We start from the raw sequence: 25,057 nt of genomic DNA, 5'->3' as shown, positions 1-25,057 counted from the left end.
GAAATTACATGAAGGTCGCTTTTTTCGATACCAAGCCCTATGACACTCCTTCATTCGAGAAATACGGCAAGGAAAACAAGATCACGTTCAAGTTTTACGAGACAAAGCTCAACGAGGACACAGCCGCACTTGCAAAGGGCTGTGAAGCAGTCTGCGTATTCGTAAACGATACTGTCAATGCTGCTGTAATAGACAAGCTTTCCGAGCTTGGAGTAAAGATACTTGCACTAAGGTGCGCAGGCTATAACAACGTTGATATCAAGTACGCAAAGGACAAGCTCAGAGTAGTAAGCGTTCCTGCTTATTCGCCTTACGCTGTTGCAGAACACGCAATGGCTCTCCTGCTCACTTCTATCCGCCGCGTACACAAGGCTTTTATCCGAACAAGAGACCACAACTTCTCACTGAACGGACTTACAGGCTTTGACCTTCACGGCAAGACCGTAGGCGTTGTGGGTACAGGTAAGATAGGACGCATCTTCATCAACATCTGCCGCGGCTTCGGAATGAACGTTATCGCTTATGATAAGTTCCCTGCAAAGGACAGCGATATCGAGTACGTTGAGCTTGACGAGCTTTTCAGCAGAAGCGATATAATCTCCTTCCACTGCCCTCTCACCGATGAGACTTACCACATGATAGACAGCAAGTCAGTGGAAAAGCTGAAAAAGGGCGTAGTCATCGTAAATACATCAAGAGGTGCTCTCATTGACGCAGAGGCTCTCCTCGAAGGCATAAAGGCACGTAAGATAGGTGCAGCCTGCCTCGATGTATACGAAGAAGAAGCAAACGTGTTCTTCCAGGACTTCTCGGGACATATCATCGCCGATGATACTCTTGCAAGACTTATCTCCATGCCGAATGTCATCGTTACTTCACATCAGGCTTTCCTCACAGAAGAAGCCCTCAGCAATATCGCAGAAACTACCGTCAGCAACCTTATCGCCTGCCATAAAGGCGAAGAGTGCGCTAACGAACTTCATATATAAGGAAGCGTTCACCATGCTTACAGGAAAAACAGTTTTACTCGGAGTCACAGGCTCTATAGCCGTATACAAGATATGCAACCTTGCGCGTATGCTCACAAAGTTAGGGGCAGATGTCCATGTTGCAATGACTCCGAATTCCCTTAATTTTGTTCATCCGCTTACTTTTGAGACTCTTACTCAGCACAAGTGCCTGATAGATACCTTCGACCGTAACTTTGAATACAGCGTGGAGCACGTATCTATCGCAAAAAAGGCTGACGTAGTTATGATAGCTCCTGCTTCCGCAAATGTTATCGGCAAGATAGCAAACGGTATCGCAGACGATATGCTCACAACTACTGTTATGGCCTGCACCTGCAAGAAGATAATCGCTCCTGCAATGAACCATAATATGTTCCACAATCCTATCGTTCAGGACAATATCGAAAAGCTGAAAAAGTTCGGCTATGAGATAGTAGAGCCCGTAAGAGGTATGCTTGCCAACCGTGATATCGGCGACGGAAAGCTCCCAGACGAGGAAACTCTTCTGGAATACATCGTCCGCGAGGCTGCTTTCGAGAAAGACCTTGCAGGTAAGAAGGTGCTCGTTACCGCAGGTGCTACCCGTGAGAGCATAGATCCCGTAAGATTTATCACCAACCATTCAAGCGGCAAAATGGGCTTTGCACTTGCAAGAGCTGCTATGCTCAGAGGTGCAGATGTTACCGTAGTTGCTGCACATACAGACGTTGAGCCGCCTATGTTCGTGAATGTTGTTCCCGTAAAGTCTGCCGAGGATATGTTCAGCGCAGTAAAGGAACGCCTTGATGAGTCAGATATAGTTATAAAGGCTGCCGCAGTCGCTGATTATACTCCCGTAACAACTGCCGACAGCAAGATAAAGAAGTCCGACGGCGATATGAGCATACCGTTGAAGCGCACTACCGATATCCTCAAATATATCGGCGAGAACCGCCGCGAAGGACAGGTGGTCTGCGGCTTCTCAATGGAGACCGATAATGTTATCGAGAATTCACGCAAGAAGCTCACAAAGAAGAACTGCGACATGATATGTGCTAATTCTTTGAGAAAAGCAGGTTCGGGCTTCGGAACTGATACAAATATCATCACCATGATAACCAAAGACGGCGATGAAGAAATGGAGCTTATGAGCAAGTTCGATGCCGCAAATGTAATACTTTCTAAACTCTTGAAATTAGAGAGTAGTAAGTAGTGAGTAGTATCAATGCGTAATTCGTAGTTAAACGTGCTGTAAGCGATGTACGATTAAAGATTTTGTTAAGAGTGAGCGAGTGAAACAAGCGACAACGTGGAAGCGGTCGAGCTGGCTCAGCTCGTAGGGGCGGATATTATCCGCCCTTTCTGTTATATGTTGCTTTTGTAGGGGAGCCCGCCCTCGGGCTCCCGTCAATGCGTAATTCGTAATTATAGGAGCGGCATACATAACAGTTACGGGAAATACGGGCGAAGGTCATTCGCCCCTACAGTACGCTCATGTTATTTACAGCGTCAGGCACGGACTGCCACAGGCAGCCCCTACAATCTACTTTCTACTTTCTGATCACTACTTTCTGATCACTACTCACTCGCTAAGGGCTAAACAAAAAGACCTCCGATAAACGGAGGTCTTTCCTTATGCTTTGTTATGAAGCTTTCTTGTTCATTTCTTCGTAGTATTCTTCCATCTCGTCAAGCATTTCTTCAAATTCTTCTTCGGTGTAGTATTTCTTGTAGTCGTCATAGTTGAAGTCATCACGGTTGAATTCATACTTGAAGCCTGAGTTGTCTGAACCGCCTATGATATCATCATCATCATCATAGTCCCAGTCGTCATCGTCATCATAGTCCCAGTCGTCATCATCGTCAAAGAGTGAACCACCTTCTGCGCGCTCATCGAAGCCTTCCTTGACGCTTTCAGCTGCGCTCTCGGACATATCCTTGTCAAAGCCGATCTGGAGAAGCTTATCCTCTACGAACTTGCTTATCTCATCGCTTGTTATATAGCTGTCGATGTCGAAATCTTCCATCTGATCCTTGTCGATCATGCAAGCACTGCTCTTGTCAGGGAGATCAACGTCAACGCCATACTTAATGCCGTATGTTACGCCTATCTTACCGTAGTCTTTTCCGTTAAGGCGGATAGTATAGTTGATATCCTGCTTCTTGCCGTCAGAATTCAGAGAAATGTCGATAGGATCAAGGTCAGGGATATTTATAGAAACATCACAGTTTACATAGCCCTTGTCCTCGTCAACAACTTCAAAATCGTCAAAATTCAATACAGCTTCCTTAGTAGTGCTTTCATCATCACGATATGAATAAGACTCATATGCGAAAGTGATATCTCCGCTGTACTTCTTGCCGTTTTCCTCAGCATTGAGCTTTACAGAGAAAGGAACCTCACCGTCTTCGTCAGTAGCCTTGATCTCGCCTCTGATGTTGTCACCGTCCTTGCCGAGAGCCATAAATACTGAATTGCCGTCAGATTCAAAATTAAATCCGCGGATAGTACCTGTAGCGTCGATATAAGTATCTATTGTAACAATAGTATCCTTATCGTAATCATCATCTTCGAGGTCTTCCTTTACAGAGTCGATCTCGTCCTGTATCTGCTCCTCAAAATCGTCCTCGTCCATGACGTCAAGCTTGTCTGTAACGATCTTCTTGATGACCTTGTCGTTTTTCAGTTCCTTGAGAAATTCAAGCTCGAGCTTATCCATGTCCTTGTCGTTGAGCTCAACAGTAGCAACAGTGTAATTTACAGTGATGTCGCAGATGTCGATCTCTTCGCTCTTTTCAAGCTTTACTTCGTCAACATAGTTTGTCCATACGCCTGCATATCTGTTGACCTCAGTCTCGAGATCCTCAGGTGAAAGGAACGAACCGGGATCCTTGAGTATCTCTTTGTACGCCTCAACTATCTCAGACATTCCTGCCTCTTCACCGATGTCTGAAGCGTCAACGCCGAGCCACTGCTCCTTTAATTCGGGAACACGGAAGAAATAGCTCATCTCATCTGTATTTCCTGCAACGTCAAAGCTTACGATACGGTCGTCATTGACATCAAGGCCCACATTTGTTTTCATATTGCCTTTCTTTGCAGAAAGACTTGCGGACAATGAGAGCTTGTCGATATTCTCGATAACGTCGATGATCTGATCTGTTTCCTTATCGCCGCTTCTTCCGCCGAAGATCTCGTCGATGATAAGGTCTTTCACGTTATCGTTTGCCTCATAGTAAACAGAAAGGTCAACTTCCTGTCCCTTTTTCATATTGTCGAGGCGTTTCTTATAGTTTTCACTGAGCATTTCTCCGAGAGTCGAAGAATTCTTCTCAGTTACCCATGCATAATACTTTTCAGGCTTGCTAAGACGAAGCTTTACCTGATTTTTTACTGTGTCAGAGAAAGCGTAAGCTGCTGCACCGCCGCCTACTACTACAGCCGCAGATATACCCCCTATCATAGCTGCCTTTTTTCCCTTACCCTTTTTTGTTACATTCTCAACGCCCGAAGCGCTCATTGAAGCATCGAACTGAGAATTGTCGAAGCCATTGTTCTGATCATAATTTGACATATAGATCCCCTCCGTAAAAATATCATTAAGAGAGAGTATCCCTCCCTCAACGATTATATTAACACAAACCGACACAAAAGTCAATATTTCTCCCAATTTGTTTTCATGCTGTAATAAATCCATAACGAATAATTCATAATTATTGTGGCAGAATATACATAGTCCATAAGGACAATTCAATGATCGGAGATGTTTATCATGGAAGAAATGAAGAAAAACAAAAGTATCAAGTGTGACGTTTCACAGTGCCGCCACAACCTTGTATCCGAGAATTACTGTTCTCTCGACTGCATATCAGTAGGCACACATGAATCTGATCCTACTGTACCCGAGTGTACCGACTGTAATTCATTCGTAAAACGCTCAGGCTGCTGCGAATAATAAACAGTAAAAAAATAAGCAGTTCCGATATAAGGAACTGCTTACGCTTTTTTTGATCACTCAGCGTTAGGAGCACCAACAGGACATACGCCTGCACAAGCACCGCACTCAACACAAGCATCAGCGTCGATAGTGTACTTGCCATCGCCCTCAGAAATTGCGCCTACAGGGCACTCACCTGCGCAAGCACCGCACATTACACAATCATCAGAAATAATATATGCCATTATACATACACCTCCGTATTAATCGGGAGCTTACTTGCTCCTCGTTATTTACATTGTATCATATATTTACAAAAAATCAAGAGTTTTTTGTTAGTCGGCGCTTACATACTTAGCACTTAGCCTTTTGCCTTTAGCTGTCAGCCAATGTGTCACCTTCAGCAAATTATTTTAATAATGTGAGCGTAAGCGAACTCTTTCGGCTAATGGCTAACGGCTAACGGCTATAATGTATCATTACTTTTTCTTGGCAAGCTTTTTCTGTGCCTTCTTTTCCTTATCTGTAACGATACCTGCACAGGCAGCACCTGCGGCTGTCCAGAATACAGGTGCAAATGTTATGCTGCTGCAGCCTATGAAGAATATAAGCACACCTGCTATAGTCAATGCACTTATAGTAAAGGCTTCTGCTGTCTTTCTTCTGCGGTACGACTTTATGCCGAGGACCACTGCTGAAACGATAACAAGTATAAGTGCGATAAGTGAAGGTACACCTCTTGTAGCCGCTGTGTAAAGATACTCGTTGTACACCTTGTCAAACGTGCCTCTGTTGACCTCTGATGTCATGAAATCGGGGATAGACATATTAGGATCTATCTCTGCCGAAGTATTGATAAGCGCAAAAGCAAGCTGGTCGGGACCTGTTCCTACAAGAGCGTTATTCTCGATGATATCCATAGTTCTGCTGTTGAGATAGGAATATACATCTAAAGTATCATCTATATCGACTTTACTGCTGTCGTAAGAACCCGATGCACAGGCTCTCATATAGCTGTCACACCACCAGAGCAGCTTTCCGTCGTAAAGTCTGTACGAATTGATATTTCCTATAACTCCGCCAAAAACCAGAGCGATCGCAGCTCCTGCCGCAGCAATGCTTGCAGGGAGACATACAAGTCGCTTCTTCGGAGCTTTAAGTACAAATACAGCTATTACAGCTATTATCACTGCAAGTACAAAACCGCATATGCCTATAAGGGAATAAGTGAACATCATTACGAATGAAATCAGCACTGCCGAACAGAATAATATTATCCTGCGAGCCTTGCTCTCTGATGTGATAAAGCCTACAAATGCCGCAGTAAGTGCAAGTGAAAGTGCCATTGCAAGGAACAGCGGAGACATGGAAAGTCCCGAAGCAGCATATATTTCTTCACCAAGTGTGCTGCTCTTATAATGGCTGAGCTCTCCTGTGAATATCTGAATAAGCGATACCGCACTGTTCAGCACACCGACTCCGACGGCACCGTCAGCAATGGTCTTTAACGCTGTTTCACGTTTCAGCGATGCAGCCGCTGCAAAGAAGCAGAAATAGAAGATTATCGCAAGCAATCCTTCGCCTCTGTTGGGATAACCGTAAAACGATATGCTGAGGTCAACACCTTTAACAAGCGAAACTACGCCCCACAGCACCATTGCTGCCATAGCACATACAGGGAAGATATTCCATTTACTGATATACTTTTTCATCAGACCGATGATAGTGATTATCATTGCGATAACGCCGCCTAAAACAAGTCCTCCCGCAGAAAAAGTATAATTTGAAATATAGCCTTCTGAAAAATCGCTGGTGCTGTAAGATATCTCTGGTACGAGCGTAAACAGCGGAGCCATCATCATTGCAATCGCAAGTCCTCTTGAAGCAAGCTTTGAAAACTGCTCCTCCGTCATATTCAGTATAAAGTTTGATTTTTCGGATGAATGAAATAATGTTTTTGCCATATTATGTTTCTTTCCTTCCTGCATTTCATGCAGTATTTAATTATTAGGTGTTACAGTAACGGTGTAGCTGTTTCCGCTCTTTTTGCCCACGGTTATAGTAATTCCGGGATCAATAGTCTGACCGCCGCCTGAGTCATACCACCTGAAACCGTTGGTACTTCCGTTCACCTTTGAGCCTTCTCTCAGCAGATTATCCTTATCGCCGTCATCGACAAGCCTTATAAAGCGTTTGCCATTATTATTGTTGGTATACTCGTCATTTCCGCTCTCATAGAGGAAGTACTTGCGCCAGCCGTCATCGGCTTCCGTAGCCTCTATATGCAGCACTCTTACACCGCTGCCCGTAGGTCTCCACCAGAAATGTCCCTTGACCTGACTGTTATTCTCATCAAGAGTGGTATACTCAAGGATAAAGTATTCGGATTTATATTCACTGTTAAGCGAATTATTCGGTATTATCAAGCAGTTTCCTTCGTCTGACTGACCGTTTGTAAGAGTAAATGTCTGACTGCCCTTTGATCTGTCATAGACCTGTATCTGATCTTCTCTGTACCAGCCCAGCATAAGCTTTGATATCGCGCTGAAGTCGGAAAAAGCTTCGTCCATAAGGTCATAGCCTGCCGAACCGTGCATACCCTCAAAGTCATCAACGCCGTATAGGTAATAGTCGGGAAGTCCCATACAATGTCCCATTTCGTGGAGATAAGTGGAAGTAAAGTCTACATAGTCGCTGTCGCTCTTTATGTCGGCATTTCCTGTTATAACATGGCCTATGGACATACCGTCCACCTTCATCCAGTAATTGCCGCCAAAGCCGCCTGCACACGGCCACCAGTCATCCTGGTCAGATGAGCTCGGTACACAGAAGAGTATAGCGTCTATTTCCTTGTTATGGTCGGCATCGAATTTGGAATAATCCACGATGCTGTCCATATTCTTTATTACTTCCGTAGTAAAGTCAGCCTTATACACATCGCCCTGATAGGTGCTTATATTGTTCTTGCAGGTATATCTGTAAGCCTTGCCCTGAAGGTTCATAGTTCCCTTTGAAGCTCTGGAATAGAAAGCAGAAAAGCTCTCAAAGGGGTACATCTTCGAGTTTTTATTCTCGCCGCCGAATGCTATTTCCTCTATTTTTTCCGTAGACGGCTCGTAACTGAACTTGCAGTCAGGGAAATCGACATAGAATATTATCAGATTTGCGTCGCCCTGTGAAGGCAGAGTTCCGTACATATCATACACAGGTGCAGGGATAAAGTCCTTCTTAGGTGCGGTGGTCGTAGTCGTTGTGGCAGTTGTAGTCGTAGTAGTTGTCGTCGTTGTAGTGGTTGTGGTGGTAGTTTCAGCCACCCACTGAACAACATCGCCCCTGTAGTTTGAGTTCAATACGCTTTTTCTCAGCTCCACAAGATCATAGATATCAACAGAGCCGTCGAAATTAAGATCTGCTTTCTGGATCGTTCCGTTGTTTATCAGAGCGTCCCTGCGCGAACCGCTGCCGTACTCTACGGAATACTTCTGCGAGTCGGATACGCGGTAAATACTTTTATCGTCAAGCTTGGCAGTACCGTGCAGATTTTTTGAAATCACGACGATATCCGCCACATTTACCTGACTGTCATTGTTAAGGTCGCCAAGTGTACAGACCTTTTTCCATGCAGCCCCTGCACTTGCAGGGACCATAGCAGCAGCTATCAAAGCCGTTGCTGCCAATGATGTCATTGCCTTTAGAAACGAATACCTTTTCATTTAAGATCCCCCTTTACCATTAAGATGTATTTTATTCTGAAAGCACAGGGAGCAGAGTTCCCGATGTTTCCACAATAAAATAAGAAGGCTGTCGAGCATAATGCCCGACAGCCGAACTTTCTGCGTTCACTATTTACCGCATAAAAACATTATTTAGCGTAGTCAGAAACTCTGCTCTCACGAATGAGATTGACCTTGATCTGACCTGGATAATCCATTTCAGATTCGATCTGCTGAGCGATCTGTCTTGCAACGAGGACCATCTTTTCATCATTGATGACCTCAGGCATAACCATGATCCTGACTTCACGTCCTGCCTGTACTGCGAAGCACTTCTCAACGCCGTCGTAGGAGTTGCATATCTCCTCAAGCTTCTGAAGACGTTTGATATAGCTTTCGTAGTTTTCGCTTCTTGCGGCAGGTCTTGCAGCGGAGATAGCGTCGGCTGCCTGAACTATGCAGGCAATAACTGTCTTTGGCTCGACATCGTTGTGATGTGCCTCAACAGCATGGATAATAACAGGATTTTCGTTGTATTTTTTACAAACATCAACGCCTATCTGAACGTGTGAACCCTCGATCTCAGCGGTAAGAGCCTTACCGATATCGTGGAGAAGTCCTGCACGTCTTGCAATATTTGCGTCAACTCCCAGCTCTGAAGCAAGAACTCCACAGAGCTTGGCGACCTCGATGGAATGATCGAGGACATTCTGTCTGTAGCTTGTACGGAATTTAAGGCGGCCGATAAGCTTTATAAGCTCATGATTAAGACCGTGAACATTGGTCTCAATTACAGCACGTTCACCTTCCTGCTTGATGCGGTACTCAACTTCGCGCTTAGCCTTTTCGACCATTTCCTCAATACGTGTGGGGTGGATTCTTCCGTCAGCGATAAGCTTTTCGAGAGCGATCCTTGCGACCTCACGTCTGATCTGGTCAAAGCAGGAAATAGTGATAGCCTCAGGGGTATCATCAATAATAAGATCAACACCTGTCAGAGTTTCGAGAGTCCTTATGTTACGGCCCTCACGACCGATTATACGGCCCTTCATCTCATCATTCGGAAGCGGGACAACGGAAACTGCTGCCTCTGATACCTGGTCGGCAGCCACCTTAGCGATAGCCAGTGAGATATAGCTTCTTGCCTTCTCCTGACATTCGTCCTTGATGACCTGCTCATACGCTGCAACCTTAACAGCCTTTTCGTGTACCAGATCGTCCTCAAGCTTTGAGATGATATACTCCTTAGCCTGATCCTTAGTGAATTCGGAAATACGCTCCAGAATATCCATCTGGCTCTTCTTTATAGAGTCAGCCTCTTTCAGCTTTTCATCAGCTGTCTTGATCTTCTGATTGAGAGTTTCCTCTTTCTTTTCAAGGTTATCAGTTTTCTTGTCTAAGTTTTCTTCCTTCTGCTGCATACGTCTTTCCTGACGTGACAGCTCTGCTCTGCGATCCTTGATCTCCTTATCTGCTTCGGTGCGGAGCTTATGTATTTCGTCTTTTGCTTCGATGAGTGCGCTTTTCTTCTTATTATCGGCATCCTTCTCAGCGTCCTCGATGATACGCTCAGCCTGCTGTTCAGCAGAGCCTACGATAGCTTCTGCGTCGTGCTTGCGCTTTTCAACACCTGCCTCAACGCCCTTTTTGTAGAACAGAGCATATCCCGCGCCAACGCCTGCTGCCAGAGCAGCAACGATAAGGACAATAGCGATGATTGGATCCATACAGTGCATTACCTCCTTTTTGTAAAAATAATCAAAAGTTTGTATCATAATTTTTTATTATTACTGAAAGGCGGTAAATGCCGCTTATTTTATTCATTTGTAAATATATAGATCAAGAGCCGATCCCCAAAGGATCCGACTCGCAAAAATAGACGGACGTAATAATCCCCGTCCAAAATTTGTTTTCATTATCATATTTATACCGCAGGAACTGTATATATATCGCCCTTTGCGGATAATGATTTAAAACAAAGCTGCATATACTGCCAAAGTAATATTATGCAAATAAATACAACATAATTATTATATAATATTTCAGACGTTATGTCAATAGATTTCTGTGAATAAAAACTTTAAAAAGTTATCAGTTGTTAGTGCTCAGTGCATAGTGTTGAACGCCGCCTCGGCATTCCAAGCCATTAGCCGTTAGCCTTTAGCTTGTAGGGGCGATGGATTTAATTCGGAATGCGGAATTCGGAATTAGGAATTGTAGGGGCTGCCTTCGGCGGCCCGTGATATTCAATTACGTAACATGAGAATATTTGTAGGGGCGAGTTCCGCTCGCCCGTGTATACCTGACGATGCAAACAACATAAACGCACCGTAGGGACGGCCATTGGTCGTCCGTAAATCACGCATAAACTATAAATACCGCACTGTAGGGGCTGCCTTCGGCGGCCCGTGATGATCTCATCATACCTTGCGGACGCCCAAAGGGCGCCCCTACATTTTCCATTCTCAACTCTAAACAAAAAATAAGGGCGGAAGTCCGCCCTTTTCATCACATATTTTTTACGAGCTTTTCAAAGCGCTCCATAGCTTCGATAGTACGTTGTCTGTCGCCGAATGAAGTCAGTCTGAACCAGCCCTCGCCGTTCTTTCCGAAGCCTGCACCTGGAGTTCCCACAACTGCTATCTTTTCAAGCATAAGGTCGAAGAAATCCCAGCTCTTCATATCATTAGGACATTTGAACCAGATATACGGTGAATTTACACCGCCCGTGAACTTAACGCCCAGCTTTGTCATAGTATCGGATATGATACGCGCATTCTCCTGATAGTAAGCTATATTCTCATGCACCTGCTTCAAGCCCTCGGGAGTGAATACAGCAGCTGCTGCGCACTGTACAGGGTAGGATACGCCGTTGAACTTGCTTCCCTGTCGTCTGCCCCATATCTGAGATACAGACACCTCAGTACCGTCGCTTGCAGTTACCTTTAAAGCATCCGGGATAACGGTATATCCGCATCTCATGCCTGTAAAGCCTGCGGTCTTTGAAAGTGAGCACATCTCGATACAGCACTCCTTAGCACCCTCGATACAGAATATGCTCCTGGGCACATCAGAGTCGGTGATAAACGCTTCATAAGCCGAATCATAGATAATTACAGCATCATTCTTCTTTGCGTAGGCTATCCACTGCTTCAGCTGCTCACGGGTATATACCGAACCTGTAGGGTTATTAGGTGAGCAGAGGTAGATGATATCAGCGTGTACCGATTCATCTGGCATTGCAGCAAAGCCGTTCTCCTCATTTGAGTCGGCATAGATTATCTTTCTGCCGCTCATAAGGTTAGAGTCCACATAAACAGGGTATGCAGGGTCTGTGACAAGGATAGTATTGTCGTCGCCGAAGATATCCACGATATTTCCGCAGTCTGACTTCGCACCGTCATTTATCCTTATCTCGTTTGGAGCAACATCAGCTCCGAAGCTTTTATAATAGCCCGAAACAGCTTCACGCAGGAAATCATAGCCTGCACCGCTGTCCTCATAACCCTTGAAGGTCTCCTTTACGCCCATTTCATCGCAGCCCTTCTTCATTGCCTCTATGACAACAGGTGCGATAGGAAGCGTAACATCGCCGATCCCCATTCTTATGATATCAGCCTCGGGGTGAGCCTCCTTGAAAGCTGCTATTTTCTTTGCAATATTTATAAAAAGGTAGTTTTTCTCAAGTCTGAGAAAGTTTTCGTTCAGCTGCGGCATACAACATTCTCCTTTGCTTTATTGATGAATTCATCGGAAACAGTTCCCTCGAAAACGTACTCGGCAGGACCTGTCATAAGCACGGTTCCGTCCGACTTATAGGTGATACGCAGATCTCCTCCGCGAAGATGCACAAGTACTTCCTCGTCCTGTTTGCAGATACCGTTGAGCACAGCCGCAACTACTGTGGCGCAGGTGCCTGTACCGCAGGCGAAGGTCTCGCCGCTTCCGCGCTCCCATACGCGCATATTGAGAGTGTGTTCGTCAATGACCTCAGCAAACTCCGTATTCACGCGGTCGGGGAAGAGCTCATGGTTCTCGAAATGAGGACCTATCTTTTCAAGGTCAAGCTCCGCAACGCCCTCTGTGAAGATAACTGCGTGTGGATTCCCCATAGAAACACAGGTGATATCCCATGTTCTGCCGCAAATCTCAACAGGCTGACTCACAAAGCGGTCAAGATCGCTGTTTACGGGGATATCCTTTGGCACAAGTATAGCCTTGCCCATATCCACAGTAACAGAATCCACCTTATTGTCCTTTAAATAAAGCTTCAGATATTTTATGCCTGAATTTGTCTCCAGTGTAATGTCAGTCTTATCGGTAAGTCCCATATCATAGACGTATTTGCCGATACAGCGTGTGGCATTGCCGCACATCATAGCCTCAGAGCCGTCTGCGTTGAATATCCTCATGCGGAAATCCGCGATATCCGATGGCATGATGAGTACAAGACCGTCGCCGCCAACGCCCTTGTGTCTGTCGCTGAGGACTACAGAGACCTTTTCGGGCTCGCTGACAGTTTCCTCAAAGCAGTTCACATAGATATAGTCGTTGCCGATGCCATGCATTTTTGAAAATTTCATAGTTTTGCTCCCATCGGTGGTGACTCACGGGAGAGAGCAGTAAACAGCGGTACTAAACAGCTCCTGCGCTGCTAACACGCAGAAGCTCCGCCACATTTATTATATACTAACAGCATAGGTATTGTCAATAGCCAATTAGTGAAAAAAGAACTTATAACTAAGAGCTAAGAACTCAGGATTGTAGGGGCTGCCTTCCGCCGCCCGTGCCTGTCAATACAAGTAACATGAACGTGCTATAGGGACTCGCAATGCGCGTCCCTACAATTCCGAATTCCGAAATCCGCATTCCGAATTATAAAAAGGGCGTGATAAACGAATTACCACACCCTTACACTTTTATTTACTTTTTATCAGGCTCAGGCTCGATAACAGGAGCGTCCACAGCGTTCTTTCTTACGCTTGCGATACCCTTCTTGCAGCTGTCCTTCTTTACATAGCCTTCGCTGGCGGCTATGATCTCGCCGTTTCTTGCTTTAAGGCGGAATCTGAATTCGCCTGATTTGTCCTTGTAAATCTCGAACTTCGGATTTGTCTCAGTCTGAAATCCTTCTACGGTCTGATCTTCAAGATTAGCCTCGGGAGCGTTCTTCATAACGCTTGTGATGCCGTTTTTAACGCTTGCGAGTGTATTATATACCTCTCCGCCTGTAGCGATCACCTCTCCGTTACCAGCCTTCAGGCTGAATGTAAAGCCAGTCTTGGTAGTCTTGATGATAAATTTTCCCATAATTGTTTTTCAACACCTTTCAGCAAAATTATTATAAATCGAACTTGCCGCCGATTTTCACCATAATTATAACTGAATTATATCAGCTTGTCAATAGATTTTGTTAAATTTCATCAAAATAACGAACAAAAAGTAAAACTGTTCAATTTTTGATAAAAAAGAGCGTACCAATGTACGCTCCTCATCATAATTATTCTGTAATAATAAAGCTTTAGGGGACTGTTTTGCATACTGCCGAACTTCCTTTTATGATATAATGTAAGCATCGCGAAACAGTGTTTATCCCACATTCTGCAAAAACTTGAACACGATATCCTTTGCTGATCCTTCCGACAGATTATTCCAACAGATACCTTCCGATGTCATATAAAACTCTGCCGTTTGATTCGGAGTTGTTTTCATAATATCCGACAAATCAATGACATCTCCCTGAGCGGCAAGCTTTGATTCATTGATTTCCGACTTCAACCCATAACTATCACAAACAAGCTTTCCGTCTTTGTATTTCAGAGTATATTCCCATTCTTTAGTCATTCCAGTGCTTTCGTTCCAACTCACCGCAGCCTGATACTCACCATCGAGTTCAACAATAGCAAGCATTATATATTCATCATTCTTAGTGTATTCCCATTGACCGAGAAAGTCCTCAGCTGCTGCATTTACGTTATTAGCTTCCGACACAGTATCCTCTTCTTTCTCAGTTTTACTTGTGCTCTCATATGAAAAATCATCAAGCAATTCGGAGCTGCTTGTACCTGCTCTGCCGCAACCGACAATAATCGCCGCCAATATAAAAGCTAAGAAAAATCTTATACACTTAATATGCGTTCTCTCCTTTTCCTGCCGTTAAATCACGGTAAAGCTCTCCGAGACTGTTTTGCATACTGCCGAAAAATAACCTGCGCTTTCAAGCTTTTCCGCACATATCTCAGCCTGCTCCTCGCTGTCAAAAAGTCCGAAAACTGCCGAACCGCTGCCTGTCATCACTGCACTGAGCGCGTTATTATCCAGCATTACAGACTTTATGTCGTCAACCTCTTCCAGCTGTACAGCCTGCTCAAAGAGATTACCGAACCACTCATAAGCCTTTTCGGGAGCTTTTTCAATAGCCTCAGCAAGCTTTTTTGCATCGGGGTGCTGCGGAGCTTCAAGAGAGTCAATATTCCCGTAAGCCTCAGCCGTGGAAACGCCCTCTTTACCCTTTGCGATAACCAGTATACGTCCCGAATAATCGGAAATAGGAGTTAACTTCTCGCCTATGCCCTCAACGTAGACAGTTCCGCCCATAAGAAAAAACGGAACGTCCGCACCAAGCTTTTCGGAAGCTTTCACGCTTTTTCCCGTAAGCTTGCCGAGACAGAAGAGAACAGCCGCTGCATCGGTGCTTCCGCCGCCCATACCTGCCTGCGAGGGGATACCCTTTTTAATATGTATACGGCAGCCGCAGTCCATACCGTTTTGCTCAAAGAAAAATCTTGCAGCTTTATATGCGATATTTCGCTCATCACACGGGATAGGATCGGAGCTTGCGAACCTTTCGGGAACATCACAGCTAAGCTCTATGCCGCTTTCGGTAAGCTCGACTGTTACCTCGTCATATATCCCCACGGTCTGGAACACGCTTTCTATGGCATGATAGCCGTTTGGGAGCTTTCCTGTGACATCGAGTGCAAGATTGACCTTTGCCGCTGTCTTTACCCTCATTTCTTCTCAGCCTCCAGCTTTTTCAGGAACTTCTCGATACGTCTGATAGCTTCCATAAGGTGTTTCAGCGAATAAGCGTAGGAGATACGCATATACCCCTCGCCGCTCTCACCGAAAGCGCTTCCCGGAACTGCCGCAACTCTGTCCTCAAAGAGCAGTCTTTCGCAGAATTCCTCACTGGTCATGCCTGTGCTCTTTATACACGGGAACACGTAGAATGCGCCCTCGGGGTTGAAGCAGGTAAGTCCGAGGCGGTTGAATTCGCCCACAAGATAGCGGCGGCGGATATTGTACTCCTCAACCATTTTCTCTACTTCTTTATCACAGGCGGTAAGTGCCTCAACTGCCGCATTCTGGCTTATGAAAGGGCTGCACATGATGCCGTACTGGTGTATCTTTGATATCTGTGATATTATAGGCTCGGGAGCTGTTACATAGCCCAGTCTCCAGCCTGTCATGGCATAAGCCTTTGAGAAGCCGTTAACGTAGATAGTACGCTCTCTCATACCCTCAAGCTCGATTATGGAGAAATGCTTTCTGCCGTAGGTGAGCTCGGAGTATATCTCGTCACTGAGTACCATTATATTGGTATCACGGAGGAAATCCGCAATAGGCTCTAAGTCCTCTTTTGTCATTACCGCACCTGTAGGATTATTCGGGAAAGGCAGTATCAAAAGCTTTGTGCGGTCTGTGACCTTGTCCTTGAAGTCATCGAGAGTGAGCTTGAAGTTGTTCTCAATACGTGTGGGCACAGACACAGGAACGCCGCCTGCAAGCTCTACCAGCGGCGCATAACAGACGAAGCAGGGCTCGACTACAAGAACCTCGTCACCGGGGTCAAGGAGACCTCTGATAGCAAGATCTATAGCCTCAGAACCGCCGACCGTAACGATCACTTCCTTGTCGGGATCGTATTTTACGCCATGTTTTTTCTCAATGTGTGCTGAAATAGTATTTCTCAGAGAAGCAAGTCCCTTGTTAGGTCCGTAGATGATATGCTTTCTTTCAAGCACCTGTATAGCGGCTTTTCTGATAGCCCACGGTGTATTGAAGTCAGGCTCGCCAACTCCGAGAGATATAACGTCGTCCATAGTGCCTGCAATATCGAAGAATTTACGTATCCCAGACGGTTTGATGTCCTTTATCTTGTTTGAAAGGACTTTATCGTAATCTATCACGATCAGCCGAGTCCCCTTTCATCAGGCTCTTCACCGTCAATGAAGATGCCTTTTTCCTTGTATTTTTTCAGAATAAAGTGTGTGGAAGTTGAAAGTATGCCGTCAATAGTAGCCAGTCTCTCTGATACAAAGAATGCAACGTCCTTGAGGTCGTTGCCCTTTACCTCAACAGCAAGGTCATAAGCACCCGATGACATAAGGCTGACGCTCTCCACCTCGTCGTACATCATGATAGTCTTTGCAATGTCGTCAAATCCGCAGTCGCGCTGTGGTGTAACTTTAAGCTCGATAGTTGCATAAACAGTTGACTTGTCGTAGAGGTCGTCGTCAACGATAACGCTGTAGCCCTTGATGACTCCGCTCTTTTCAAGCTTTTCTATCTCTGCTGCGGCTGCTTCCGCGGATATACCCAGCATCTCACCCAATGCCGCATTGGAAATACGTGCATTCTGCTGTAATATTTTTACAATGTCTTTCATAATATCAGTTCCTTTCATTAATAATAAAGCTCAGCCTTTAGCCATGTGTAGGGGCTGCCTGTGGCGGCGCGTTGTAATCTGATCATACCTTACGGACGCCCAAAGGGCGCCCCTACAGTGCGTTCATGCTGTTTGCATAGTAATTTGCGGAACGCCGAGGGCGGCGTTCCCTACACAACGATAATGTTATTTGCATCGTAAGGGGGGACACGGGCGAACACTGTTCGTCCCCTACTTAGTTCTTAGCTCTTAGCTCTTAGTTCTTAGCTCTTAGTTCTCAGGACTATCAATACTCAACGTATTCGCCCTGCTTATAGCCGTAGTAATCAAGTACGTCGTCCCATGTCTTGCCGACAAAGTTCGTATAGCCGTATCCCATATCTGCATCGCCCACATATTTCCTGTCGCGTTCGGTGTCCCAGCAATAGACATTTGTTACGCTGAAGCCGTTGTATTCCATAACATACTCTATGTCGCCGTGTTTGGGCATCTCCCAGTCAGTTTCCTCTGTAATAGCCGTAAAAGGCGTATCCTTGCTCCATTTGCCGTAAAGATATACAGGGATATCTTTTTCTCCGCGGTTGTACTCCCACGCGATAGCCGCAGCAAGATCGCAGGACTCCACTGCATCAATATCATCAAAGTCTATTCCCTGCGGCTCTTCGCGTGTAGTGTTGTAATTGCTGCCTGTGTAGGAATTATCGACCTTTTCAAGCTTTATATCGGTATATTCGCCGTACTCCAAGCCGAATTTTTCAAGAACTTTCTTCCACTTCATATCTCTGATATCGTCAGCGTCCTCGACATCGCCGTAAACTCCGACTTTATCCTTTCGGGAAGTGCCTTCGCAGCACATAACTGCCTTAGGCTGACCGTAGTCGTCAATAATAGCCACATATTCGAGCTCATTGAGCGGAGAATAATACTCGCTGAGCTTTTCTCCGAAATCTCCCTCACCTGCCTTGGCGTATATGATATTGCCGCTGAATTTGCTTTCTTCATCTGTCAGAACAGTCATAATGGATTTATAGATCGAAGAAGCATTGACATTTGCGGAAGTCTGCTTGCTCTTTTCAACATAGCCAAGCATACCTAATGACATCTCGTCAAGAACATCTCCGCCTTTGCTGTCCTTTTTGTCTTTTTTCGTAGTCTCTTCTTCTGCTTCTTCTGTCGCTTCCGCAGTTGTCTCAGCCTTTGATGACTTTTCCTCGGACTTGCTGCTCTCTTTGCCGCAGCCGAATGAAGATGCCGCAGTAATAAGTGCCAGACTCAGCAATAATATTCTTTTCGCTTTCATAATATATCCCCCGTTATGTTATGTCAATGAAATAAGGCTTTCTCTTTTTGAAGTACGCAAGCTTTGTGAAGCCTGCCGCTCGCGCTATCTCTATTCCGTCAGCACAGTTGGCGGCTATATCCTCAACTGTATGGGAGTCCGAGCCTATTGTGACTATCTCGCCGCCCATATCGCGGAAAAGCTTTACATATTTAAGGTTCGGGAAGCAGTCACCGAAGCCCTGTCTCAGTCCCGAAGTATTTATCTCTATGCCCCTGCCGTTTTGTGCAAGATCACGGAAGATATCCGCGATAACATCGTCATATCGGCTTATATCGGCATTTATGCCGTTCCTCTGCTTCATGTATCGCAGGCAGTAGGTAATATGACCGAAAACGTCAAAGAGATCAGTTCTGCTGACTTCATAGGCTTCCTTGAAATAACGCTCAAGCAGGTCGTATATCTCGTCCATGGTCATTTTTTCGTAGTCTATGAAGTAAAAATCCTGCTCACCCCTGACCTGATGCACCGAACCTATGATGAAATCGACTCTCTTGTCGGCATTGACTATCTTCGCCGCGTCCGTATCATGTATTATCTGTCCCAGCTCCACGCCGCAGATAAGGTTGAGCTTTCCTGCCCACTTCTCTTTCAGCGCAGTCACCGCAGATACGGAGTTCTCAAAGTCGGCAGCATAATCGAAGCTTTCGCGCAGATACCATTCGTTCTCGGAATAGTGCTCCTTTTTATACCAGCCGTTGCACTCGCAGTGGTCGGTAATGGCATAGGCGGCAAGTCCCAGCTCCGCCGCTCGCTTGATACATTTATTTATATCAGCCTCGGAGTCAACCGAAAACTGCGTATGTGTGTGGCAGTCCATTAGCTTCATGGTATCACCTCTTTTTTGATATTCTAATATTATAACATATAATTTTTGAAATAGCAAGGGGGCGCAGGCTAATGGCTCGGAACGCCGAGGGCGGCGTTCCCTACAGTGTGTCATTTGTGATTTAAACGTAATTGACGGGCGGCGAAACGCCGCCCCTACAATTCTTAGCTCTTAGTTCTTAGCTCTTAGTTCTAAGTTCTTAGATGAAAAAATTTCCCGTGGCTGTTGCTTTTTCGGAATAAGTGTGTTATAATTATATCAATCATTCGGGATACACCGAATAACAATAAAACGGAGGTTTTGATCATGAGAGCAGTTGTAACTGTAATAGGTAAGGATACTGTGGGAATTCTCCACAAGGTAAGCGGTATCTGCGCTGAGTACAATGTTAACGTAATAGAGGTAACACAGAGCGTTCTTCAGGATATGTTCGCTATGATAATGCTGGTGGATATATCGGCTATCAAGGGCGATTTCTCTGAGCTTGTAGAAAGAATGAACACCCTCGGCACTGAGCTTGGTCTCTCTATCCACACAATGCACGAGGATATCTTCAACTCAATGCACAGTATCTGATGAAAGGAAGAAAGCTCAATGCTTAATGTATATAATATACTTGAAACTATCCGCATGATACAGGACGAGTGCCTTGATATCCGTACTATAACTATGGGTATCTCTCTCCTTGACTGTATCGACACGGATATTGATAAAGCCTGCGAGAAGGTCTACAATAAAATAGTATCAAAGGCAGGAAACCTCGTTGCTGTCGGTCAGCAGATAGAGACTGAGTACGGTATACCTATCGTAAACAAGCGTATCTCGGTAACTCCTATCGCTATGCTCGCTGCTGCCTGTCCGAACAGTGATACAGTAAAGTTCGCAAAGACGCTCCAGAGAGCAGCTGATACCTGCGGCGTAAACTTCATAGGCGGATATTCCGCACTTGTACACAAGGGCTTCAGCGCAGGAGATATGGCACTTATCAAGTCTATCCCCGAAGCTCTCGACGTTACACAGAACATCTGCTCATCTGTAAATATCGGCTCTACAAAGTCGGGTATAAATATGGACGCTGTAAAGCTCATGGGTCAGATAGTCAAGGAAACTGCAATAAAGACCGCAGACCGCGACTGCATAGGACCTGCAAAGCTGGTCGTATTCTGCAATGCTGTCGAGGATAACCCATTCATGGCAGGTGCTTTCCACGGTGTGGGCGAGCCTGACTGCGAGATACACGTTGGCGTATCAGGTCCCGGAGTTGTCCGCGCAGCTCTTACAAAGTACCCTGACGCTTCAATAAATGAAATTGCAGATATAATCAAAAAGACTGCATTCAAGATAACACGTATGGGTCAGCTCGTCGGCGCAAGAGCTTCCGAGCTCCTCGGCGTACCTTTCGGTATAGTTGACCTGTCACTTGCTCCTACACCTGCTATCGGCGACAGTGTTGCTCATATCCTCGAGGAAATGGGACTGGAAATGTGCGGTACTCACGGTACTACAGCCTGCCTCGCAATGCTCAACGATGCAGTAAAGAAGGGCGGCGTAATGGCTTCTTCTACAGTCGGCGGACTCTCAGGTGCATTTATCCCCGTATCAGAGGACGCAGGCATGATAGACGCTGCCGTTGCAGGAGTACTCAGCCTTGAAAAGCTCGAAGCTATGACAGCTGTATGCTCTGTAGGACTTGATATGATAGTAGTTCCGGGCGAGATAACTCCCGAGACTATCTCTGCTATCATTGCAGACGAAGCTGCTATCGGTATGGTAAACTCAAAGACAACTGCTGTACGTCTTATCCCTGCTATAGGCAAGAAAGAGGGAGATACCCTCGAATTCGGCGGACTCCTCGGAAGCGGTCCTGTTATGCCTATACGCGAGAAGTCGCCTGCTAAGTTCATCAACCGCGGCGGACGTATCCCTGCACCTATGCAGAGCCTGAAGAATTAGTAAGTAGAAATAAGTAAGTAGTGAGTAGGGAACGCCGCCTCGGCGTTCCGCAACTGTAGGGGCGGATATTATCCGCCCTTTTCGATTTTCTCTCACTTGCTTCGACACACGGGCGCAGGTCATGCTGCCTACAGCGCGTTTATGTTGTTTACATCGTAAGACTCGGGTCGTCGTGGACGCCGTCCCCTACAGACTAACGGCTAAGGGCTAAAGGCTCGGGCGAACAATGTTCGCCCCTACAGTTCGCTCATGGAATTTATTACGTAAGGCACGGGCTGTCGAGGACGCCAGCCCCTACAATTCTTAGCTCTTAGTTCTTAGTTCTAATTTCGCCCATATAATTATGAATTATGGATCAAACAGGAGGTGATATCATGGATATCCGCAATATACCAACGCTTTTCGGACTTCCCGAAGCTGACGCACTCACAGAGCTTTCGGCAGGTCACATAAACCGAACCTTTCTTGCTGTCTGCGGCGGCGAAAAATGCGTGCTCCAATCTCTGAACAGGGCTGTATTTCGTGCTCCCGAAGCTGTTATGGACAACATAAGCCGCATTGAAGCAGCTTTTGCGAAAGTCGGCGGCTGTGATATTGCCGTTCCGCATTTTATCTCCTGCGGCGATAAAAACTATGCAGCCGCAGATGAAAAGGTATGGCGTATCTACAGATATATAACGGCGACCGCAGAAGCTTCGGCTGAACCAATGGCTGCGGGACGGTCATTCGGCACTTTTATCCGCATTATGGACGGCAGTGAACTCAGCAGCACTCCTGCTATCGAAGGATTTCACGATTTTGACGGATATTTCGCTGTACTTGCTTCAAAAAACGGCATAGACAGAGATGTAATGGCGGCTCTCGATAAGCTCCGTGATACGCTGGGACAGGTGTTCGACAGTTCACTGCAAAAGCGTATCATACACGGCGATGCAAAAGCGGATAATATAATAATCGCCCATAAAACGACCATAATAGACCTTGACACGGTCATGTGCGGCTATGCAGCCATTGATTACGGCGACCTTGTGCGCTCGGTCTGCAAAAACGGCATCACCGACCTGTCGCCTGTCCGCCATATAACCGCAGGCTTTGCTCAGGGACTTGGCGGCATACTCTCAGATGATGAGGTGAACTCCCTGTATTACGGCATTTTATGGCTCACAGGTGAGCTTGCTGTACGCTATCTCATCGACTGCAAAAGCGAAAACAAGTACTTCCGCGGCAAGACCTCTGCGGACTGTCTCGCCCGTGCAGAGCAGCTCCTCAGCCAGCTAAAACAGTTCACGGAACACGGTGCAGAGCTTACGGAGATAATACATTCAGCCTTCGCCTGATATTACCTAAAAACATAACTGTTGATTTAATGAGAAAAATATGCTATACTTATAGTGATATATAATGCTCGGACAAGCAGATATCATAACCGTAAAGGGGGCGCGGTCATGGAGATCATTCTTGTTATATTGGTAGTATCGGTGCTTGCAGTAATAGTGGGCGTAAAGGTAATATGGCTGGTATTCGGCTTTGCTGCCCTTATCGCTCTCGCTTTCGCAGTATCTATGATACTCCTGACTGTATTCTTCGTGAGACTGCTCTTCACGAAAAAGCACACTGCTTCTTTTTCAAGGATAGACAAAAGTCCGCGAAACAGATTTAACGTGGCATACTACATCGTTGACGGTACGGAATACCCCAATATCTTCCCCGAGGAAGGCTTTCTTCAAAGCAAACTCTACCCAAGTGACAAGAAACACACTGTTTTTCTCACAAGAAACAATAAATACGTTTACGATAAATTCGCCTGCACTACCTGTACCATAGGCTTTTTACTGAGTATAGCGTCTATAATAGCAGGCATTCTCATATTCCCAAATATCTAAGGAGGAAATAATGGACGAACACATCTGCGGCACTCACGGAGTGCATAACGAAATCGTTGACAAGGTCTCAAAGGTCATGCCCGATGAAGCTGTACTTTACGAGGCTGCGGAGCTTCTTAAAATTTTCGGCGATGCTACAAGGATAAGGATAATATTCGTACTCTGTCAGAGTGAAATGTGTGTCTGTGATATTGCAAGGCTGCTCAATATGACACAGTCCGCTATATCCCACCAGCTGAGAGTGCTGAAACAGGCTCGCCTTGTAAGCTCGAGACGCGAGGGCAAGACTATCTACTACTCCCTTTGCGATGACCATGTTAAGACTATCTTCTATCACGCAATGGAACACGTTATGGAGTGAGCTGCTGCATGAGATATTTTGATTTTCACACCCACGCATTCACTGACACCCTTGCAGAACGCGCTATGTCTGGACTTTCCGAGACAAGCGGCATAACTCCCGCAACTGACGGCACTTTAAACGGACTGCGCAGAAAAATGGCTGAGAACGGCATAGACCGCGCTATGCTCCTGCCTGTAGCCACAAAGCCCTCACAGCAGACCGCTATCAACAACTGGGCGGCTGAAATAATGGGCGGCGGTATCTACTGCTGCGGAACTGTCCACCCTGACGCTGAGGACGCTGTTGCAGAGGTTGAGCGTATAAAGTCTCTGGGACTCTGCGGCGTTAAGTTTCACTCAGAGTATCAGAAGTTCTGTCCCCATGAGGAGAGAATGTTCCCAATATACGAAAAAATAGCCGAGCTTGGACTTATAGCCGTTTTCCACGGCGGCTGGGATCCTTACTCCGAAGATATCATAAGAGCAACTCCACAGAGCTTTGCGGCTGTAGCGGAGACTTTCCCGAAGCTTACCATAGTTGCCGCACATCTTGGGGGCATGAAGCTCTGGGACGACATTGAAAAATACACAGCAGGAAAATTCGACAATCTGTGGTTCGATGTGGGAGTTATCTCACGATATATCGAGGACGAACAGCTCCTGCGCATAATACGTATGCAGGGCGCAGATAAAGTCCTCTTCGGAAGCGACTGCCCGTGGGACGAGCCTGCAAACGAGATAGCCATGATAAACAGGCTTCCCCTCACAGACGAGGAAAAGGAGCTTATCTTCTACCGCAACGCCGAAAAGCTCCTCGAATCAATTCATAATTCACAATTGTAGGGGCGAAATTAGAACTAAGAGCTAAGTAGGGGCGGATAGTATCCGCCCCTGCCTTATGATGCAAGTCACATTAGCGCATTGTAGGGGCGAGTTCCGAATTAATACAACAAGGTCACGCAATCACACGATGATATATGTCATTCGTTTATTGTCTCCCGCGGCTTAAGCTAAAGTCCCGATAAATCTCTCACGCGGAGCAAGGGAGCGCAGGCTCTGCGCCGCGGAGAAAGGGTGCAGCGTCACGCTGTCACGCGATGATATATGCCATTCGTTTATTGTCTCTCACGGCTAAAGCTAAAGCCTCAACAAAATCTTTACGCGGAGAAAGAAAAAAGAAAAAGCTTATGTACCCCTACATAAGCTTTAGTTATTCATGAACTAATATATGAAATAATGTTTACCCCAACTTGCGGAAGTCTCCCCAGACTTGCCGCATTTTTTATGTACGTGAAGCTCTCTGTTATACCCCGAGCTTCTATCCCTATCTTGGTAGATGATGAACGGATCTCCTCCTCCGTCCCCTTTTGCGGAGGCCGGAGATCATTGCCGCTCCGAGA

23 protein-coding genes are annotated in these 25,057 nt (G+C 45.9%); 9 read left to right on the top strand and 14 right to left on the bottom strand.

What is annotated here, in order from left to right:
- Window positions 1-8: 8 nt before the first annotated feature.
- Entirely contained in the window at window positions 9-989 is a 981-nt protein-coding gene (locus BLW60_RS10800) for a 2-hydroxyacid dehydrogenase (RefSeq protein ID WP_074717232.1), read from the top strand.
- 13 nt (window positions 990-1,002) lie between these two features.
- Window positions 1,003-2,202: a bifunctional phosphopantothenoylcysteine decarboxylase/phosphopantothenate--cysteine ligase CoaBC gene (gene coaBC / locus BLW60_RS10795; RefSeq protein ID WP_074717230.1), complete on the top strand. Its 1,200-nt coding sequence runs from the start codon at window positions 1,003-1,005 to the stop codon at window positions 2,200-2,202.
- A 430-nt stretch (window positions 2,203-2,632) separates the two neighbouring features.
- Here coaBC and BLW60_RS10790 read toward each other — a convergent pair whose 3' ends face one another.
- Window positions 2,633-4,564, bottom strand: a complete 1,932-nt coding sequence (locus BLW60_RS10790; protein ID WP_074717229.1) for a DUF6583 family protein — start codon at window positions 4,562-4,564, stop codon at window positions 2,633-2,635.
- A gap of 198 nt (window positions 4,565-4,762) precedes the next feature.
- On the opposite strand from BLW60_RS10790, the gene BLW60_RS10785 reads away from it, so the two are divergent.
- Window positions 4,763-4,945 (top strand): DUF1540 domain-containing protein, encoded by a 183-nt coding sequence (locus BLW60_RS10785; RefSeq protein ID WP_028516859.1) that lies wholly within the window; start codon window positions 4,763-4,765, stop codon window positions 4,943-4,945.
- A 56-nt stretch (window positions 4,946-5,001) separates the two neighbouring features.
- Here BLW60_RS10785 and BLW60_RS10780 read toward each other — a convergent pair whose 3' ends face one another.
- From BLW60_RS10780 to BLW60_RS10720, 13 genes are all read right to left on the bottom strand, one after another.
- Entirely contained in the window at window positions 5,002-5,172 is a 171-nt protein-coding gene (locus BLW60_RS10780) for a DUF362 domain-containing protein (RefSeq protein ID WP_072950472.1), read from the bottom strand.
- A 234-nt stretch (window positions 5,173-5,406) separates the two neighbouring features.
- Window positions 5,407-6,891 carry an O-antigen ligase family protein gene (locus BLW60_RS10775; RefSeq protein WP_074717227.1) on the bottom strand — a complete coding sequence of 495 codons (1,485 nt, stop codon included), beginning with the start codon at window positions 6,889-6,891 and terminating at the stop codon, window positions 5,407-5,409.
- A 36-nt stretch (window positions 6,892-6,927) separates the two neighbouring features.
- Window positions 6,928-8,640, bottom strand: coding sequence for a dockerin type I domain-containing protein (locus tag BLW60_RS16845; protein ID WP_074717225.1), 1,713 nt, complete (start codon window positions 8,638-8,640; stop codon window positions 6,928-6,930).
- A gap of 149 nt (window positions 8,641-8,789) precedes the next feature.
- The gene (gene rny / locus BLW60_RS10765) at window positions 8,790-10,367 is read right to left on the bottom strand and encodes a ribonuclease Y (RefSeq protein ID WP_074717223.1); all 1,578 of its coding nucleotides are present in this window, start codon (window positions 10,365-10,367) and stop codon (window positions 8,790-8,792) included.
- A gap of 781 nt (window positions 10,368-11,148) precedes the next feature.
- A complete protein-coding gene (locus tag BLW60_RS10760; protein ID WP_074717221.1) occupies window positions 11,149-12,357 on the bottom strand; it encodes an LL-diaminopimelate aminotransferase in 1,209 nt (402 codons plus the stop codon).
- Window positions 12,345-13,223: a diaminopimelate epimerase gene (gene dapF / locus BLW60_RS10755; protein WP_074717219.1), complete on the bottom strand. Its 879-nt coding sequence runs from the start codon at window positions 13,221-13,223 to the stop codon at window positions 12,345-12,347. Before dapF ends, BLW60_RS10760 begins: the two co-directional genes overlap by 13 nt.
- Before the next feature lie 340 nt (window positions 13,224-13,563).
- Window positions 13,564-13,950 (bottom strand): YegP family protein, encoded by a 387-nt coding sequence (locus BLW60_RS10750; RefSeq protein ID WP_074717217.1) that lies wholly within the window; start codon window positions 13,948-13,950, stop codon window positions 13,564-13,566.
- Between the two features lie 279 nt (window positions 13,951-14,229).
- On the bottom strand, window positions 14,230-14,739 hold the full coding sequence (locus BLW60_RS10745) for a hypothetical protein (RefSeq protein WP_207645935.1): 510 nt from the start codon (window positions 14,737-14,739) through the stop codon (window positions 14,230-14,232).
- A 57-nt stretch (window positions 14,740-14,796) separates the two neighbouring features.
- A complete protein-coding gene (ispE, locus tag BLW60_RS10740) occupies window positions 14,797-15,654 on the bottom strand; it encodes a 4-(cytidine 5'-diphospho)-2-C-methyl-D-erythritol kinase (protein ID WP_074717213.1) in 858 nt (285 codons plus the stop codon).
- Window positions 15,651-16,829, bottom strand: a complete 1,179-nt coding sequence (locus BLW60_RS10735; RefSeq protein ID WP_074717387.1) for an aminotransferase class I/II-fold pyridoxal phosphate-dependent enzyme — start codon at window positions 16,827-16,829, stop codon at window positions 15,651-15,653. The genes ispE and BLW60_RS10735 overlap by 4 nt, the downstream gene beginning before the upstream one ends.
- Before the next feature lie 5 nt (window positions 16,830-16,834).
- Window positions 16,835-17,329, bottom strand: coding sequence for an Lrp/AsnC family transcriptional regulator (locus BLW60_RS10730; protein ID WP_242872869.1), 495 nt, complete (start codon window positions 17,327-17,329; stop codon window positions 16,835-16,837).
- Window positions 17,330-17,597: 268 nt separating this feature from the next.
- The gene (locus BLW60_RS10725; protein ID WP_074717208.1) at window positions 17,598-18,611 is read right to left on the bottom strand and encodes a hypothetical protein; all 1,014 of its coding nucleotides are present in this window, start codon (window positions 18,609-18,611) and stop codon (window positions 17,598-17,600) included.
- A 13-nt stretch (window positions 18,612-18,624) separates the two neighbouring features.
- The gene (locus BLW60_RS10720; RefSeq protein WP_074717206.1) at window positions 18,625-19,479 is read right to left on the bottom strand and encodes a histidinol-phosphatase HisJ family protein; all 855 of its coding nucleotides are present in this window, start codon (window positions 19,477-19,479) and stop codon (window positions 18,625-18,627) included.
- A gap of 306 nt (window positions 19,480-19,785) precedes the next feature.
- Between BLW60_RS10720 and BLW60_RS10715 the strand changes: the two genes are divergently transcribed.
- The 6 genes from BLW60_RS10715 to BLW60_RS10690 all read left to right on the top strand — a co-directional run bounded on the left by BLW60_RS10715 (window position 19,786) and on the right by BLW60_RS10690 (window position 24,500).
- Window positions 19,786-20,055: an ACT domain-containing protein gene (locus BLW60_RS10715; protein ID WP_074717204.1), complete on the top strand. Its 270-nt coding sequence runs from the start codon at window positions 19,786-19,788 to the stop codon at window positions 20,053-20,055.
- An 18-nt stretch (window positions 20,056-20,073) separates the two neighbouring features.
- A complete protein-coding gene (locus BLW60_RS10710) occupies window positions 20,074-21,432 on the top strand; it encodes a PFL family protein (RefSeq protein WP_074717202.1) in 1,359 nt (452 codons plus the stop codon).
- Window positions 21,433-21,806: 374 nt separating this feature from the next.
- Window positions 21,807-22,769, top strand: coding sequence for a phosphotransferase enzyme family protein (locus BLW60_RS10705; RefSeq protein ID WP_074717200.1), 963 nt, complete (start codon window positions 21,807-21,809; stop codon window positions 22,767-22,769).
- A gap of 108 nt (window positions 22,770-22,877) precedes the next feature.
- On the top strand, window positions 22,878-23,315 hold the full coding sequence (locus tag BLW60_RS10700) for a hypothetical protein (RefSeq protein WP_074717198.1): 438 nt from the start codon (window positions 22,878-22,880) through the stop codon (window positions 23,313-23,315).
- Window positions 23,316-23,325: 10 nt separating this feature from the next.
- A complete protein-coding gene (locus BLW60_RS10695) occupies window positions 23,326-23,676 on the top strand; it encodes an ArsR/SmtB family transcription factor (RefSeq protein WP_074717196.1) in 351 nt (116 codons plus the stop codon).
- 8 nt (window positions 23,677-23,684) lie between these two features.
- The gene (locus BLW60_RS10690) at window positions 23,685-24,500 is read left to right on the top strand and encodes an amidohydrolase family protein (RefSeq protein ID WP_074717194.1); all 816 of its coding nucleotides are present in this window, start codon (window positions 23,685-23,687) and stop codon (window positions 24,498-24,500) included.
- The last annotated feature ends 557 nt before the right edge of the window (window positions 24,501-25,057 follow it).

Source organism: Ruminococcus flavefaciens (assembly GCF_900108555.1).
Taxonomy (GTDB): domain Bacteria; phylum Bacillota; class Clostridia; order Oscillospirales; family Ruminococcaceae; genus Ruminococcus; species Ruminococcus flavefaciens_P.
This window is presented reverse-complemented; position numbering and strand designations above follow the sequence as displayed.

Coding starts and splice junctions, on each gene's coding strand:
- BLW60_RS10725 (WP_074717208.1), bottom strand. CDS start 18,611: ATGAAAGCGAAAAGAATATTATTGCTGAGTCTGGCACTTATTACTGCG.
- BLW60_RS10730 (WP_242872869.1), bottom strand. CDS start 17,329: ATGAAAGGAACTGATATTATGAAAGACATTGTAAAAATATTACAGCAG.
- rny (WP_074717223.1), bottom strand. CDS start 10,367: ATGGATCCAATCATCGCTATTGTCCTTATCGTTGCTGCTCTGGCAGCA.
- BLW60_RS16845 (WP_074717225.1), bottom strand. CDS start 8,640: ATGAAAAGGTATTCGTTTCTAAAGGCAATGACATCATTGGCAGCAACG.
- BLW60_RS10690 (WP_074717194.1), top strand. CDS start 23,685: ATGAGATATTTTGATTTTCACACCCACGCATTCACTGACACCCTTGCA.
- BLW60_RS10720 (WP_074717206.1), bottom strand. CDS start 19,479: ATGAAGCTAATGGACTGCCACACACATACGCAGTTTTCGGTTGACTCC.
- BLW60_RS10700 (WP_074717198.1), top strand. CDS start 22,878: ATGGAGATCATTCTTGTTATATTGGTAGTATCGGTGCTTGCAGTAATA.
- BLW60_RS10800 (WP_074717232.1), top strand. CDS start 9: ATGAAGGTCGCTTTTTTCGATACCAAGCCCTATGACACTCCTTCATTC.
- BLW60_RS10710 (WP_074717202.1), top strand. CDS start 20,074: ATGCTTAATGTATATAATATACTTGAAACTATCCGCATGATACAGGAC.
- BLW60_RS10750 (WP_074717217.1), bottom strand. CDS start 13,950: ATGGGAAAATTTATCATCAAGACTACCAAGACTGGCTTTACATTCAGC.
- dapF (WP_074717219.1), bottom strand. CDS start 13,223: ATGAAATTTTCAAAAATGCATGGCATCGGCAACGACTATATCTATGTG.
- BLW60_RS10775 (WP_074717227.1), bottom strand. CDS start 6,891: ATGGCAAAAACATTATTTCATTCATCCGAAAAATCAAACTTTATACTG.
- BLW60_RS10790 (WP_074717229.1), bottom strand. CDS start 4,564: ATGTCAAATTATGATCAGAACAATGGCTTCGACAATTCTCAGTTCGAT.
- BLW60_RS10705 (WP_074717200.1), top strand. CDS start 21,807: ATGGATATCCGCAATATACCAACGCTTTTCGGACTTCCCGAAGCTGAC.
- BLW60_RS10695 (WP_074717196.1), top strand. CDS start 23,326: ATGGACGAACACATCTGCGGCACTCACGGAGTGCATAACGAAATCGTT.
- ispE (WP_074717213.1), bottom strand. CDS start 15,654: ATGAGGGTAAAGACAGCGGCAAAGGTCAATCTTGCACTCGATGTCACA.
- BLW60_RS10780 (WP_072950472.1), bottom strand. CDS start 5,172: ATGGCATATATTATTTCTGATGATTGTGTAATGTGCGGTGCTTGCGCA.
- BLW60_RS10760 (WP_074717221.1), bottom strand. CDS start 12,357: ATGCCGCAGCTGAACGAAAACTTTCTCAGACTTGAGAAAAACTACCTT.
- BLW60_RS10715 (WP_074717204.1), top strand. CDS start 19,786: ATGAGAGCAGTTGTAACTGTAATAGGTAAGGATACTGTGGGAATTCTC.
- BLW60_RS10785 (WP_028516859.1), top strand. CDS start 4,763: ATGGAAGAAATGAAGAAAAACAAAAGTATCAAGTGTGACGTTTCACAG.
- coaBC (WP_074717230.1), top strand. CDS start 1,003: ATGCTTACAGGAAAAACAGTTTTACTCGGAGTCACAGGCTCTATAGCC.